The 15,753-nt window shown below is 69.3% G+C and carries 10 protein-coding genes and 1 pseudogene; 8 read left to right on the top strand and 3 right to left on the bottom strand.

The features are described from left to right. Positions 1-53: 53 nt before the first annotated feature. The 3 genes and pseudogenes from OG303_RS11675 to OG303_RS11665 all read left to right on the top strand — a co-directional run. Positions 54-1,418 (top strand): annotated as a pseudogene (locus OG303_RS11675) (helix-turn-helix domain-containing protein); the annotation flags it as partial. Positions 1,419-2,745: 1,327 nt separating this feature from the next. Continuing rightward, positions 2,746-3,411 (top strand): WD40 repeat domain-containing protein, encoded by a 666-nt coding sequence (locus tag OG303_RS11670; RefSeq protein ID WP_405877201.1) that lies wholly within the window; start codon positions 2,746-2,748, stop codon positions 3,409-3,411. Between the two features lie 55 nt (positions 3,412-3,466). Next, complete coding sequence (locus OG303_RS11665) at positions 3,467-4,177, top strand: SDR family oxidoreductase (RefSeq protein ID WP_405867559.1); 711 nt, start codon at positions 3,467-3,469, stop codon at positions 4,175-4,177. 13 nt (positions 4,178-4,190) lie between these two features. Here the strand turns inward: OG303_RS11665 and OG303_RS11660 are convergent, their stop codons facing one another. Continuing rightward, the gene (locus OG303_RS11660; RefSeq protein WP_405867557.1) at positions 4,191-4,886 is read right to left on the bottom strand and encodes a glycoside hydrolase family 75 protein; all 696 of its coding nucleotides are present in this window, start codon (positions 4,884-4,886) and stop codon (positions 4,191-4,193) included. Between the two features lie 194 nt (positions 4,887-5,080). Here OG303_RS11660 and OG303_RS11655 point away from each other — a divergent pair, with 194 nt between their 5' ends. Next, the gene (locus OG303_RS11655; RefSeq protein WP_405867555.1) at positions 5,081-5,692 is read left to right on the top strand and encodes a hypothetical protein; all 612 of its coding nucleotides are present in this window, start codon (positions 5,081-5,083) and stop codon (positions 5,690-5,692) included. Between the two features lie 101 nt (positions 5,693-5,793). On the opposite strand, the gene OG303_RS11650 is transcribed toward OG303_RS11655, so the two are convergent. Then, a complete protein-coding gene (locus OG303_RS11650) occupies positions 5,794-6,630 on the bottom strand; it encodes an aldo/keto reductase (protein WP_405867553.1) in 837 nt (278 codons plus the stop codon). A 299-nt stretch (positions 6,631-6,929) separates the two neighbouring features. On the opposite strand from OG303_RS11650, the gene OG303_RS11645 reads away from it, so the two are divergent. Genes OG303_RS11645 through OG303_RS11630 form a run of 4 tightly spaced genes read left to right on the top strand, consistent with a single transcriptional unit; the run spans position 6,930 to position 13,774 of the window. Then, entirely contained in the window at positions 6,930-8,120 is a 1,191-nt protein-coding gene (locus OG303_RS11645; protein ID WP_405867551.1) for a glycoside hydrolase family 105 protein, read from the top strand. A 4-nt stretch (positions 8,121-8,124) separates the two neighbouring features. Continuing rightward, positions 8,125-8,910: a Tat pathway signal sequence domain protein gene (locus OG303_RS11640; RefSeq protein WP_405867549.1), complete on the top strand. Its 786-nt coding sequence runs from the start codon at positions 8,125-8,127 to the stop codon at positions 8,908-8,910. An 11-nt stretch (positions 8,911-8,921) separates the two neighbouring features. Then, entirely contained in the window at positions 8,922-11,747 is a 2,826-nt protein-coding gene (locus OG303_RS11635) for a glycosyl hydrolase family 28 protein (protein WP_405867547.1), read from the top strand. Continuing rightward, positions 11,744-13,774, top strand: a complete 2,031-nt coding sequence (locus tag OG303_RS11630) for a PQQ-dependent sugar dehydrogenase (protein WP_405867545.1) — start codon at positions 11,744-11,746, stop codon at positions 13,772-13,774. Before OG303_RS11635 ends, OG303_RS11630 begins: the two co-directional genes overlap by 4 nt. A 25-nt stretch (positions 13,775-13,799) precedes the next feature. Here the strand turns inward: OG303_RS11630 and OG303_RS11625 are convergent, their stop codons facing one another. Beyond that, on the bottom strand, positions 13,800-15,626 hold the full coding sequence (locus tag OG303_RS11625; RefSeq protein ID WP_405867543.1) for an AMP-dependent synthetase/ligase: 1,827 nt from the start codon (positions 15,624-15,626) through the stop codon (positions 13,800-13,802). Between the last annotated feature and the right edge of the window lie 127 nt (positions 15,627-15,753).

Below are 15,753 nucleotides of genomic sequence, written 5' to 3'. Positions count from 1 at the left end.
TCGCGGGGTGCTTGTTAGCGTGTGGGTCGGCCACAGCGACGGGGGAGACGCGCATGGGACGCCGGGAGAAGCCGCTGGATCCGGGCGACGGAGCCGTACAGCGGTTCGCGTACGAACTGCGCAAGCTGCGGGACGAGGCGGGCACGCCGACCTACCGCGAGATGGCACTCCGCGCCGGTTACTCGCCGCCCACCCTGGCCTCCGCGGCGGGCGGCGAACGGCTGCCCAGCCCGCCGGTCCTCACCGCCTACGTCACCGCTTGCGGCGGCGACCCCAAGGACTGGGCGGAGCGCCTGCGGGAAGCCGTCGCCGAGGCCGCCGAGGCCCGGGTGTCCGACGACACCGGCGAGGAGCAGAGCCCCTATCCGGGGCTCGCCCGCTTCGAGTCCGGCGACGGAGAGCACTTCCACGGGCGCGACGACCTGACCGCCGAACTGGTCCGGCTGACGGAGCGCGCGAGATTCGCGGCGACGGTGGGCGCCTCCGGGAGCGGCAAGTCGTCGTTGTTGCGGGCGGGGTTGATACCGGCACTGAGACAGGCACCCGACCCGGCCCGTCGCCCCGCAGCCATCCGCCTCCTCACCCCGGGCCCGCACCCGGCCCGCACCCACGAAGCCCTCTTCACACCCCACGCCGCGCCCGGCGACACACTGCTCGTCGTCGACCAGTTCGAGGAGGTCTTCACCCTGTGTGCCGACCCCGCCGAACGCGCCCGGTTCCTGGGGCAGTTGCTGGCCGCGACAAGCCCCGCCTCCCGGCTGCGCGTCCTGATCGCCGTCCGTGCCGACTTCTACGGCCGCTGTGCCGAACACGGCCCCCTCGCTGAGGCGTTGCGGGACGCCACGCTGCTGGTCGGCCCGATGCCGGCGCGGGGACTGCGGGAGGCGGTGGTGCGTCCGGCCGCGGCGCGGCGGCTCGTCGTCGAACGTACGCTGACCTCCCGCATCGTCGCGGACGTCGCCGACGAACCGGGTGGGCTGCCGCTGATGGCCCACGCCCTGCGCGAGGTCTGGCGGCGGCGTACCGGCAAGACCCTCACCCTCGCCGCGTACGAGGCCGTCGGTGGTATCCAGGGCGCGGTCGCGCACACGGCGGAGGCGGCCTACGCGCAGTGCAAGCCCGCCGAGGCCGCCGCGGTCCGCGCCCTGCTGCTGCGCCTGGTGAACCCCGGCGACGGCACCGAGGACACCCGCCGCCCCGCCGACCGCGCGGAGCTCGACGCCGACGACACCACCGCGCGCATCCTCGAACGGCTCGTCCGGGTCCGCCTGTTGACGGTCGACGGCGACACGGTCGACCTCGCCCACGAGGCCCTCATCGGAGCCTGGCCCCGACTGCGCGGCTGGATCGACGAGGACCGCGAGCGGCTCCGGCTGCACCGGCGCCTCACTGAAGCGGCGGTGGCCTGGGCGGAGTTGGGGCGGGACGCCGGCGCGCTGTACCGGGGCATACGGCTGACCGAGGCGCGGGAGGCCTTCGGGAGCGAAGTGCGGGAGAACTCGGGTGAGTTGAACCGTTTCGAGCGCGACTTCCTGGCCGCGAGCGTCGCCGCGTACGAGCAGGGCCGACGGATCGCGGCCCGGGCGACGCGTCGACTGCGGGCGCTCACCGGTGCGCTCGCCCTCCTGCTGTGTCTGGCCGTCGTCGCGGGTGTGGCCGCCTGGCGGCAGAGCGGGGTCAGCGCCCACCAGCGCGACGAGGCCGAGGCGCGCAGGATCGCCGCGCTGGTGGACACGCTGCGCGAGTCCGAGCCGCGCACCGCGATGCGACTCGCCCTCGCCGCCTGGCACATCGCCGACCTGCCGGAGACCCGGGCGGCCCTGCGCACGGTCGCGGCGCAGAGCGACCAGGACGTGTTCACCCAGCCCGAGCAGGGCGGCCGCGCTCTCGACGCACCCGCCTGGCTCAGCGACGACGGCCGGGTGCTGACGACGGTGGCGCACGACCGAGCCGTGCAGTGGGACGTGCGCACGCACCGGCGCATCCGCTCCGTGCACCACGCGGGCCTGTCGGAAGGTGTGATCGGCGTCAGCGGGGACGGCCGGTTCATCGCCCAGCACGCACCCGGCGGCAAGGACACGGTCATCCGGGGGCTCGCCGACGGAAGCACCCGGCGGCTGGCGACCGGTCAACGGGCGGACACGGGCGGCCGGTTCGGGCCGGGCGGACACACCTTCCTGGCCAGCCGCCTCGCCCGCGACCCCGGCAGCGACCGCATGATCCTGGAGCTGTGGGACCTGGACCAGCAGCGTGTGCGGTACCGCTACGAACACGGGGAGGACGACGGCCCGTTGCCCGAGCCGAGCCCGGACGAGCGCCGTCTCGCCTGGTGCGGGCACGGCGACACCCGGCTGCGCGTCCTCGACTTCGCGAAGGGCCGGCTGCTCGCCACCCACCCGCCCCGCTCGACCGAGCGGCTGCTGTGCGAGGGGGAGGAGCTCGTCTTCACCCCCGACGGCCGTGCCGTCGCGGCCGCCACCTCCGCGGGCATCGTGACCTGGGACTTCGTCACCGGCCGTGAACGCCCCCGGCGCCTACGCCCTTGCGTGGACCCCGGGTTCCTTCTCCCTGTGGCGCACGGACCTCCCGGCCCCCGCGGACGACAGCGGGCGTACGCCGCTGCTCACCTACCCGGCGGCCGCCCTGACGATCGGCGACTTCCGGCTGGATCCGGAGGCGGGAGTGCTGAGCTACCGCGAGGGCGGGCGGACCAGCATCGTGCACACACTGTCGCTGCACGGGCTGATGGGCCCGGCCTGGCGCGGGAAGGCGGCGGCCCACGTCGCGTTCGACACGCGCGGCCGACCGGTGAAGGCCCACGAACCTCCGGTCGTCAACAAGGAGGTCACCACCGCCGTCGACCCCACCGGCCGCACCGCGCTGACCTCCGAGGGGACGCTCGTCGACGTCGCGACCGGCAGAAGGCGTACGGGAGGAGTCGAGGGCGAGGATTTCCTGAGCGCGGGCACCTTCAGCCCCGACGCGCGCTACCTCGCCGCAGAGGACGCCTCGGGCCGCCTCACGCTGTGGGATGCGCGCACCTGGCGCAGGATCGCGGTCCTCCGGCCGAACGGCTCCACCCTGGTGGACTCGGCCCTGGCGTTCTCCGCCGACGGCTCCCTCTTCGCGGCAAGTTCCGCCGACGGCTCGGTACAGGTGTGGGAGACGGCCCGGACCAGGCTGCCCGCGGCGACGATACCGGCGGGCGACGGCCCCGTCCTCGCCGTCGGATTCGGCTCCGGCGCGCGGGAGTTGCACATCGCCACGCCTCATCTCCCGGACCGGACAAGCCCGTTGAGGCCGAGTGCGGCCGCGGCCGAGGTGTGCGCGCGGGCCGGGGGCGGTGCCACCGCGGCCGAGTGGCAGCAATACCTGCCGTCCGTGCCGTACCGCGACACCTGCAGCCCTTGACTTCGAGAGCGCTCCAAATGATGGACTCCCCCTTATGCCGAACCAGGGGGTAACCATGACCACCAGTACCGATTCTCCCGTCGCACTCATCACCGGCGGCGGCAGCGGCATCGGCGCCGCCGTCGCGCGGCAACTGCTCGACGCGGGGCACCGGGTGGCCGTCACCGGTCGCGGAGAGGAACGGCTGCGGCGCTTCGCGAAGGAACTCGGCGACCCGGACGGTCTGTTGACGATCGTCGGCAACGCGGCCGAGTACGACGACATCCAGTCGGCGGTCGACCGTACGCTCGAGGCCTACGGCCGACTGGACACGGTCGTCGCCAACGCCGGCGTGGCCACCCACGACTCCGTCGCGGAGGGCGACCCCGCCGGCTGGAGCGAGATGGTGCTGACCAACGTGCTCGGCCCCGCGCTCCTCATCAGGGCGTCGATCGACGCCCTCAAGGAGACGCGGGGCCGGATCGTGCTGGTCGGCAGCGTCGCCGGGTTCGTGAACGGGCCGGGCAACATCTACGGGGCGACGAAGTGGGCGGTGACCGGTCTCGCCGAGAACACCCGCCGTCAGGTCACCGAGTGGGGCGTGGGGGTGACCCTGATCGCCCCGGGCCGCGTGGAGACCCCGTTCTGGGACGGCCTCGGCAGCCTGCCGCCGGGCCGGCTGCTCACCGCCGACCAGATCGCCGACTCGGTCGTGTGGGCCGTCCGGCAGCCCGACGGCGTCGACATCAACACCGTCGTCGTACGGCCGATGGGACAGCCCAACTGACCTGCGGGATCCTTTAGTTGTTCTGCAGGAACTGCTTCGCGAGCTGATCCCCCAGCGAGACCGCCGCGCTGTGGCTCTCGATGGGGGAGACCTTCGAGTTCTTGAACAGGATGTAGGTCACGCCGGAGTCGGTGCCGCCGTTCTCCGGGTCGGGGTCGATACCGAGGGAGTTGGCGGTGGCGTAGGAGGCCTCGCCGATGATCTTCGTGGGGCCGGTGTCGCCGACGACGGCGTACTCGACCTTGTTGTTGTAGATCACGGCGACCACTCCGCCGCCCTTGATACCGGCGCTGGAGTAGTTCCAGATGCTGCTGGAGCTCGGCACGACCACGTACGGCAGTGAATCGGCCTTCAACGGCTTGCCGTTGGACTGGTGGAACGCCGTGTCGTCCTGGTACCAGGGGTCGGTGTCCTCGCTGCACTTCGAGGTGCGCTGGCCGTCGCAGTCGACGTCCATGTCGGCCTTCCAGAACACGGCGCCGTTCTTGCCGCACACGGGGATCGTGGCCGACGTCTCGTCGTCGGTCTTGTACTTGCCGTTCGAGATCTGGGAACAGGATTTCACCTTGGCGAGCAGGTCGGCCGCGCTGACCGAGCCCTCCTTGGTGGACGACGGTCCTGATGCGCCGGAAGCGCTGGCGGGGAGCACTCCGGCGGCGAGCAGGGCGGCCCCGGAGGCCGCGGCGAGGGTCAGTGTTCGTATGCGCACTGTGGGGGACCCTTCTGTTAGGAAAGTTTCCTTACTCGGGTGCCGTACAAGGTGGCCCCGTTTGCGTGGCCCCGTCAAGACCCTTGGTCTGGACTTCTACATCCCGCCCTGATTGCGACGGATTGCCCACAGAGGAAGACTGGCGATATCGAACATTCCGGATCTGTGCCCGATTTCCTGGGAGGCGAGGCGTCATGTTCGTACGCACGGTGTACACGACCGGCGATCCGGCGAAGATCGACACGGCCATCAGGGCGTTGAACTCGCAGGGGCGGGAACTGCTGGAGGAGCGTCCGGGCTATCGCGGGGCAGGCATCTTCGTGGACCGGGAGCTCGGCAAGGTGCTGGGGGTGAGTTGGTGGGAGTCCGAGAAGGCCCGGCGCAACAGCGACGAGATCATGCGTGAGCGGCGTGGAGCGATGCTGGAGCCGTTCGCGGCGACGACCTCGGTCGAGAACTACGAGGCCGTGGTCTTCCACCAGGTCCGGCAGCCGGAGGCGCGCGGCGGACTGCGCATCACCCGGCTGGAGTTCGACCCCGCGGACGTGGATCTGCTCGCCGAGACCTTCCGGGCGTCGGTGGTCCCCAGGCTCGAAACCCTGCCGGGGCTGGCCAGGACGTCCCTGCTCGTCGACCGGGAGCGCGGACGCGGCCTGGTCGGTGCCCTGTTCACGGACCGTCAGTCCCTCGTCGCGTCCCGCGGAGTCCAGGCGGCCGCCCGGCACGAGGGCGCGGCCAAGGCGCATGTGACCGTCACGTCACTGGAAGAGTTCGAGATCGTCTTCACGGACGTGCGGGGCGACTGACGCGTCCGGCACGGGAGTTGGGCGACCAGCCGGGCTCCGCACACGTCCGCCCCGCCGTGCGGGAGTCGCACGGCGGGGCGGACGCTCGTCCGGGGCGGGTGTCAGCCCGCGTTGAAGGTGACCGGGTCGGGGCCGAGCCGGCGGTCCTCGTTCAGTGCGCTGATCGCCGCCAGGTCCTCGGTGTCCAGGCTGAAGTCGAAGACCTCGATGTTCTCCTTGATCCGGGACGGCGTCACGGACTTGGGGATCACGACGTTGCCCAGCTGGAGGTGCCAGCGCAGCACGACCTGGGCCGGGGTGCGGCCGTGCTTCTGGGCGATGGCGACGATCGCCGGGACCTCCAGGAGGCCCTTGCCCGAGCCGAGCGGCGACCAGGCCTCGGTGGCGATGCCCTGCTCCGCGTGGTACTCACGGGCCGCGTGCTGCTGCAGATGCGGGTGCAGCTCGATCTGGTCGACCGCCGGGATGACCGAGGTCTCGCCGATCAGCCGCTCCAGGTGCTCCGGCTCGAAGTTGGAGACGCCGATGGCACGGATACGGCCGTCGGCGTGCAGCTTCTCGAACGCCTTGTAGGAGTCGACGTACTTGTCCCGCTCCGGCGTCGGCCAGTGGATCAGGTACAGGTCGACGTACTCCAGGCCGAGCTTGTCCAGTGAGGTGTCGAAGGCGCGCAGTGTGGAGTCGTAGCCCTGGTCGCCGTTCCAGAGCTTGGTGGTGACGAAGATGTCCTTGCGGGGGATGCCGGCGGTCGCGATCGCCTTGCCGGTGCCCTCTTCATTGCCGTAGATCGCCGCTGTGTCGATGCTGCGGTACCCGGCCTCCAACGCGGTGGCGACCGCCCGCTCCGCCTCGTCGTCCGGCACCTGCCAGACGCCGAAGCCCAGCTGGGGCATCTCGACGCCGTTGTTGAGGATGATCGGGGGGACCTTGCTGCTCACGAGCTCTTGATCCTTACGGTTGTCGTCATGTGGTACCCCCATCGTCAACGATCACGGGCCGTAATGCATTCCTGACGGGAGAATCCGTCCGAACTGACCGATGAGTCAGTTGCTGCGCCCCGAGATTGGCCGGAAATGCATCCGACCTCTGCGGTCCGGACCATTGACCACGGAACGTCCTGGGGCAACCCTGGATCCGCACTTGAACGAGTCACTGAACTCAAAACACGAGTGTGAACATTTGGTTCGGTTTTCCTCCGATGTTTCCGTGTCTCCCCGACTTGTCGAGAGGGAGGAACATGAGACGCCGTCGTCTGCGAACGGCACTGACGAGCCTCGTGCTCGCCACCGCAACCCTGGTCGCCCTGCCCGCGGCCGCATCCCCGCCAACGGCCTTAGCAGCCACCGCCGCACGTCGTCCGGCGGCCGCCCCCGACTGGTCCAAGGCCGTCATCGACTCCACGATGGCCCGCTACACGCCGAGCACCATCGGCGGCTGGTCGTACCCGGTCGGCCTGTATCTCTACGGTCAGTACCTCACCTACCGGCGCACCCACGACGCCCGCTACCTCGCCTACATCAAGTCCTACGTCGACCGCTTCGTGAAGAGCGACGGCTCGATCGACCAGTCCTTCAACAGTCTGGACAGCATGCAGGCCGGCCGGCTCCTGGTGATCCTGCACCACGAGACGGGCCAGGACCGCTACCGCAAGGCGGCGAAGAAGATCCGCGACCGCCTCAACACCTACCCGCGCACGAGCGACGGCGGCTTCTGGCATGCCGACACCGCCAGCCGGGCCCACCAACTGTGGGCGGACGGCGTCTACATGGTGAACCCGTTCCTCGTCGAGTACGGCAAGGAGTTCGGCGACAGCGCGTACACGAACGACGAGGCCGCGAAGCAGCTCTACGTCTACGGAAGCCATCTGCAGGTCGGCAGCGGACTGCTCAAGCACGCCTACGACGAGTCCAGGACCGCGAGTTGGGCCGACCCGCAGACCGGTCTGGCGCCCGAGCACTGGTGCCGCGCGGTCGGCTGGTACTCGATGGCGATCGTGAACGTGCTGGACGCCATCCCGGCGAACCATCCACGCCGGGCCCAACTCCTGGGCATCTTCCGGAAGTTGGCGGCAGGCCTGGAGAAGTACCAGGACCCCGCGACCGGGCGCTGGTTCCAGGTGATGGACAAGGGCGACCGCAGCGACAACTGGACCGAGACCTCCTGCTCCAGCATGTTCACCTACGCCCTCTCGCGCGGCGCCCAGCAGAAATACCTCGACCCGCACTACGCGGCGGTCGCCCGGCGCGGCTACCAGGGTGTTCTGGCGAAACTCTCGGTCGGAGCGGACGGCCGCACCGATCTCGCCGACATCACCATCGGCACGAACGTCGGCGACTACGCGTACTACGTCGACCGCACCAGGGCCACCAACGACTTCCACGGACTGGGCGCCTTCCTGATCATGAACGAACAGCTGCGAGGAGATTGATGTCATGGGCACATCCAGAAGAGCGCTGCTCGGTGCCGCGCTGAGCGGCGCGGCCGGAGCCGCCGTCGGTCTGCCGGGCACGGCCCACGCCGCCTCCTGGCAGCAGAAGTGGGCACCGTCGGCGAGCAGTGACGGGCTCGGCGCCTTCGAGACCGTCGAGGACGACCGCGCCGACTCGCACCCCGCCGGGCATCCGCACATCTTCGCCACCGGCGACAACTGGCGCTTCAACATGCACACGGTCGACCGCGACACGTCGACCGACCGCCAGCGCCAGGAGGTCACCGGCCTGCGCAACGGCAGCGGCAGCAACTACCTGAAGTGGAACGAGGGCCAGACCTGGCGGCTCACGTACTCGATGTACATCCCGAGCTCGCTCAAGGCGACCACCACCTTCACGCACATCATGCAGATGAAGCAGCCCGGCAGCGGCACCTCCCCGATCGTCGTGCAGTCGCTGCGCCGCGTGAACGGCGTGCAGACCATCGAGCTGAAGCTCGCCATCGACGACATCCTGATCGGCCGTACGAACCTCGACCCGCTGCACGACAAATGGACCGACGTCGACTTCCAGATCAAGGTCGGCAACGGCTCGGCGGGTTCGGTCCGCTGGATCCTCAAGTCCGGCTCCACGACCGTCATCGACAAGTCGAAGACCGGCGTCGACACCTTCCTCGCCGACCGGGTCCGCCCGAAGTGGGGCATCTACCGCTCCCTGGGCGACACCTCGGGCTCGCTGCAGAACACCTACCTGCTGCTCACCAACCTCCGCGGCTACCAACTCGTCTGAGGAGCCGTCACATGCAACCCCCCACCGCTCGACGGAAGGGTGCGGCGGCGATCGTCCTCTGCGTCCTCGCCGTCGTCCTCGGACTCACCCACCCCTCGGCCCTCGCGGCCCAACCGCCCGCACCGCACCCGGCCGTCCCCGTCTTCGACGTGCGGGCCTACGGCGCCAAGGGCGACGGATCCGCCAACGACACCCCCGCCATCGACAAGGCGATCACGGCCGCCGGCTCGGCGGGCGGCGGCACCGTCCGCTTCCCGGCCGGCGCCTACAAGTCCAAGAACACCATCCACATGAAGAGCCATGTGACGCTCCAGGTCGACAAGGGCGCCACGATCCAGGGCTCCAGCGCCGACACGTACGACAAGGCCGAGCCCAACCCGAACGACGCCTACCAGGACTACGGGCACAGCCACTTCCACGACGCGATGATCTACGGCGACCGGCTGACCGACATCGGCTTCGTCGGCCAGGGTGTCATCGACGGAATGGGCAACCTGATCACCGGCAACCCCGGCTCCGGCGAGGCCGACAAGATCATCTCGCTGACTCGGTGCGACGGGCTCAGGATCGGCGACGGTCTCACGCTCCGCCGCGGCGGCCACTTCGCCGCCCTCATCAACGGCTGCAAGAACGTCACCTCCGACCATCTCAACATCGACACCGCGAGCGACCGCGACGGCTGGAACGTCATCTCCACGACCGACGTCACGATCACTAACGCGAACATCAAGGCCAACGACGACGCACTCGTCTTCAAGAGCGACTACGCCCTCGGCGCCAAGCTCGCCAACGGCCATGTGCGGGTGAGCAGTTCGTATCTCTCGGCGAAGTGCTGCAACGCCCTGATGTTCGGCTCCGAGACCTGCGGCGACTTCTCGGACTACCAGTTCGAGAAGATCCGCATCGAGGGCGCCGACAAGTCCGGGCTCGGCATGGTGTCGATGGACGGCGCGAAGATCTCCGACGTCCACTACCGGGACATCACCATGACCGGCGTCCACTCGCCGATCATGCAGAAGATCGGCACCCGCAAGCGGTGCGGCAACAGTCCCGGCATCGGATCGATCAGCGATGTCACGTACGACAACATCACGGCGACCGGCAACAGCCCCTCGTTCAGCCCGACTCTGTGGGGCGAGACCGGCCACCGCATCAACGGGGTCACCTTCAACAACGTCCACATCACCGTTCCCGGCGGCAATGGCACCATGTCCACCGCGGTGCCGAGCAACGACCCGAACGACTACAACCCCAAGGCCATCGGCACCCGCCCGGCCTACGGCTGGTACCTCCACAACGCCGACAACGTCCAATTCACCGACAGCTCGGTCAGGTTCGCCGCGAACGACGGCCGGCCCGCCGTCCTCGCCAACGCGGCGAGCGGCATCCGGTTCACGCGCTTCACGGCCCAGCGCGGCAGCGACTCGCCCTTCGACGCGGGCTTCCAGAACGTCACCGGGTACTGCCTGGCGGACAGCCACAACTCCTCCGGCGGGGCACTGCGGGTGTCGGGCAGCGGGTCCACGGAGAACTGCACCGCAGCCCCGGCGGCCTTCGCACCGGCCTCGGACAACGGGCAGTCCGTCCGGCCCGCAATGGGCTGGAGCAGCTGGAGTTTCGTCCGCCGCCAGCCGACCGAGGCGAAGATCAAGGCGCAGGCCGACGCCCTGGCATCGACCGGCCTCAAGGACCACGGCTTCGTCTACATCAATCTCGACGACTTCTGGCAGAAGTGCGACAGCAACGGCTTCGTCGTCGACTCCTACGGCCGCTGGGCCGTCGACCCGGCCAAGTTCCCCTCCGGCATCAAGGCGTTGGCCGACTACATCCACGCCAAGGGCCTGAAGTTCGGCTTCTACGTCACGCCCGGCATCGCCAAGAACGCCGTCACCAAGAACACGCCGATCGAGGGGACCTCGTACCACGCGAAGGACATCGCGGACACGTCGAAGACGGAGAAGAACTACAACTGCAAGAACATGTACTACATCGACTACGGGAAGCCGGGCGCGCAGGAGTTCGTGAACTCGTGGGCGCGGCAGTTCGCCTCCTGGGGTGTCGACTACCTGAAGATCGACGGCGTCGGCAGCCAGGACATCCCCGACGTCCAGGCCTGGGACAAGGCCCTGCGCGCCACCGGACGGCCCATCAACTTCGCGCTGTCCAACAACCTTTCCCTCGCCGACGCCCCCACCTGGCGTAAACTCGCGAACAGTTGGCGCACCCAGGGCGACGTGGAGTGCTACTGCGGCCCCGGCTCCAACGGCAGCGGCTATCCGCTGACCGACTGGTCCCACGTCTTTGCCCGCTTCAACACGGCCGCGTCCTGGCAGCCGTACGCAGGTCCGGGCGGCTGGAACGACCTCGACTCGCTGGAACTCGGCAACGGCGACCAGGTGGGCCTGACGGCCGACCAGCGGCGCTCGCACTTCACCCTCTGGGCGATGGCAGCCTCGCCGCTGCTGCTCGGTACCGACCTCACCCACCTCGACTCCGTCGACAAGGCGATGCTCACCAACGACCGGCTGATCGGCGTCGACCAGGACGGGGTCGCCGCGAAACGGGTGGTGAACAGCGGTGTCAAGCAGGTCTGGAGCAAACGCGAAAACAGCGGTGCCTACGTCGTCGCGCTGTTCAACACCGGTACGTCCGGCAGCTCGACGGTCACGGTGAACTGGTCGCAGGTGGGTTTCGCCGGCTCCGGCGACGTCACCGACCTCTGGTCCGGCTCCCACAAGGGTGTGATCGCGGACTCGTACAGCGCGACGCTGCGGCCGGGCGAAACACGGCTGATCCGAGTGAACCCGGTCAACGGCCAACTCAGGGGGCAATCATGAAACGCGACAGAGCTCTCAGCTACGGCCTGGCCCTGGCCCTGGCCGTCCCGCTCGCCGGTCTCAGCGGCGGCGCGGCCCACGCGGCCACCGACTACCAGGCCGAGGACGCGGCCATCTCGCAGGGCACGGTGGCCACCAACCACACCGGATACACGGGCACCGGCTTCGTCGACTACACCAACGTCAAGGGCTCCTCGGTGGAGTTCACGGTGAGCGCGGCCGCCGCGGGCACCGCCTCGGTCACCCTGCGGTACGCCAACGGGACCGCCGTGGACCGCCCGATGGACATCTCCGTGGGCGGCAAGGTGGTGGCCGCAGCCGTCTCCTTCCCGGCCACCGCCGACTGGAACACCTGGGTGACCAAAGCGGTCGACGTCCCGCTGACCGCGGGCTCCAACAAGATCCGCGCCACGGCCACCACCGCGAACGGCGGCCCCAACCTCGACCGCATCAGCATCGGTACGGCGAGCGACACCCAGGCCCCGACCCGTCCCGGCCAGCCCAGCTGCTCGGACATCGGCGAGGACGGCCTCACGCTGAACTGGGGCGCCTCGACCGACGACGTGGGTGTCACGGCGTACGACATCTACGAACACGGCAACAAGATCAGTGAGGCGACGGGCAGTTCGACCAGCAAGGCACTGACCGGCCTGACCCCCAACACCACCTACAACCTGACCGTCATCGCCCGCGACGCGGCCGGCAACACCTCCTCGGCCAGCCCGGTCGTCGACTGCACCACCAAGCCCAGCTCCGACACCACCGCGCCGACGAAGCCGGGCACCCTCTCCGCCGCCGACGTCACCGCGAACAGCGCCCAACTGACCTGGGGCGCCTCGACGGACGACAAGGCGGTCGTCGCGTACGACGTGCGCAGTGACACCACGGTCTACAAGACGGTCACGAGCGGTACGTCGACCTCGCTGACCGGGCTCGCCTGCAACAGCCCGTACGCGCTGAACGTCGTGGCACGTGACGCGGCCGGCAACGTCTCCGAGCCGAGCAACACCGTCACCTTCACGACCAAGGCCTGCGCGACCGACGGCGGCGTCCCCTCCTCCATCGGCACGCTGTCCACCGGCTGGACGATCCCCTGGGGCACCTACTGGATGCCCGACGGCCAGACCGCGCTGGTCACCGAGCGGGACGACTTCCGCGTCTGGAAGGTGACGAAGAACGGCGCGAAGACCCAGGTCGGCACGGTACCCAACGCGGTCACCACGAACGGCGAGGGCGGCCTCCTCGGCGTCGCCGTCGACCCCAAGTGGGAGACCAACCACTACGTCTACTTCATGCACACCGCGTCCGAGGGCAACCGTGTGGTCCGCATGACGTACGACGGCACCAAGCTCAGCGACTACAAGGTGCTGCTCCAGGGCATCAAGAAGAACCGCTACCACAACGGCGGCCGCCTCGCCTTCGGCCCCGACGGCTACCTCTACGTCTCCACCGGCGAGGCCCAGACACCCGACCTCGCGCAGGACAAGAACTCCCTCAACGGCAAGATCCTGCGCATGACCACCGACGGCAAGCCGGCCCCCGGCAACCCGTTCGGCAACTACGTCTACAGCCTCGGGCACCGCAACCCGCAGGGCCTCGCCTTCGACCGCAACGGCCGCCTGTGGGAAGCGGAGTTCGGCAACAGCTCCAAGGACGAACTCAACCTCATCAAGCCGGGCGCCAACTACGGCTGGCCCACCTGCGAGGGCAACTGCAACGTCTCCGGGATGACCAACCCCAAGGCCACCTGGAACGTCAACGAGGCCTCGCCCAGCGGCATCGCCATCGTCCGCAACGTGGTCTACATGGCGTCCCTGCGCGGCGAACGCCTGTGGCGCATCCCGATCAACGGGGACAACGAGAGCGTCGGCACGCCGACGGCGTACTACGTCGGCACCTACGGCCGGCTGCGTACGGTCACCAAGGTGCCGGGCGCCGACCAGCTGTGGCTGTCCACCACCAACTGCGACAACAACGGAAACCAGGCGGACGGTTCGGACCAGATCTTCCGCGTGAACATCAGCTGACCCGGTGGGAGGTCCGCTGCCGGGCTCAGGCCCGGTAGAGGGCCTCCACCTCGTTCGCGTAGGCGTTCTCGATCGCCTTGCGCTTCAGCTTCAGCGACGGCGTCAGCAGCCCGTGTTCCTCGGTGAACGGCTGCGCCAGTATCCGGAACGTGCGGATCGACTCGGCCTGCGAGACAAGGGTGTTGGCGGCCACCACCGCGCGCCGCACCTCCGTCTCCAGGTCGGCGTCGCGCACCAGCTGGGCCGCGGGCATCTGCGGCTTGCCCCGCATGGTCAGCCAGTGCTCGACGGCCTCCTGGTCGAGGGTGACGAGGCCCGCGATGTAGGGGCGGTCGTTGCCGACGACGATGCACTGGTTGACCAGCGGATGGTCGCGCACCCGCTCCTCCAGTACACCGGGGGAGACGCTCTTGCCGCCGGAGGTCACCAGGATCTCCTTCTTGCGGCCGGTGATCGTCAGGAAGCCGTCCTCGTCGAGGGCGCCCAGGTCGCCGGTGGCGAGCCAGCCGTCGTGCAGGGTCTCGTCCGTGGCCTTCTGGTTGTTGAGGTAGCCCTCGAAGATCTGGGGGCCGTGCAGCCAGATCTCGCCGTCGTCCGCGATGTGCACGGTGACGCCCGGGATGGGCTGTCCGACGGTGCCGTAGCGGGTGCGCTCGGGCGGGTTGGCGGTGGCGGCCGCCGTCGACTCCGTGAGGCCGTAGCCCTCGTAGATCTGCACGCCCGCGCCCGCGAAGAACAGGCCGAGCCTGCGGTCCATCGCCGAGCCGCCCGAAATGGCGTTGCGGAGGCGGCCGCCCATCGCGGCGCGCACCTTGGAGTAGACGAGCTTGTCGAAGAGCTGGTGCTGCATGCGCAGACCCGCCGACGGGCCCGGCCCGATGCCCCAGGCCTTCGCCTCGACGGCGTCCGCGTACTTCACGGCGATCTCGACGGCCTTCTCGAACGGCCCGGCCTTGCCGTCCTTCTCCGCCTTGCGGCGGGAGGCGTTGAAGACCTTCTCGAAGATGTACGGCACCGCGAGGATGAACGTCGGCTTGAACACCTGGAGGTCCGGCAGCAGCGCGGCCGCGTTCAGCTGCGGCTGGTGGCCGAAGCGGATCCCGTGGCGGATCGCGGTGACCTGCACCATCCGCCCGAAGACGTGGGCGAGCGGCAGGAACAGCAGGGTCGACGCCTCGTCGCCCTTCTTGGAGTGGAACACCGGCTCCATGTGCTCGGCGACTATGTCCGCCTCGCTCATGAAGTTGCTGTGGGTGATGACGCAGCCCTTGGGCCGGCCCGTGGTGCCCGAGGTGTAGATGATCGTCGCCGTCGAATCGGGGGTGACCGCCTGCCGGTGCCGGTGCACCAGGTCGTCGTCGAGGTGCGCGCCGGCGTCGTAGAGCTCCTGCACGGCGTTGTTGTCCAGCTGCCACAGCTGGTGCAGCTGCGGCAGCCGGTCGATGACGGTGGCGATCGTCATCGCGTGGTCCTCGTGCTCCACGATCGCCGCGGAGCACTCGGCGTCGTAGAGCATCCAGAAACACTGCTCGGCCGAGGAGGTGGGGTAGATCGGCACCACCTGGGCGCCGATCGACCACAGGGCGAAGTCGAAGAGCGTCCACTCGTAGCGGGTACGGGACATGATCGCGACGCGGTCGCCGAACCGGATGCCCCGGGCGAGCAGCCCCTTGGCGAGGGCCAGCACCTCGTCCCGGAACTCGGCCGACGTGACGTCGCGCCACTGCCCGTCGTCGTCCTTGCGGCCCAGGGCGATGTGCAGCGGGTCTGCCTCGGCACGCTCGAAGACGACGTCGGCCATGCCGCCCACGGGCGGTGACAACGCCAACGGAGGGTTGGTGAACTCGCGCAAACCCCGCTCCCCGCTCCTCAGCGCTTTCTCTTTGGGTGACTCTCCCCACAGCGCCGTGAAAGCTACCCCACACGGGGACAGGGCGGGAGGGGGGTCGAAACCGAGCAGGGCTCAGGTACACGCTGGT

This window comes from Streptomyces sp. NBC_00005 (assembly GCF_045160215.1).
Classification (GTDB): Bacteria; Actinomycetota; Actinomycetes; order Streptomycetales; family Streptomycetaceae; genus Streptomyces.
The sequence above is the reverse complement of the archived record's forward strand: the minus strand, read 5'-3'. Positions and strand labels throughout refer to the sequence as shown.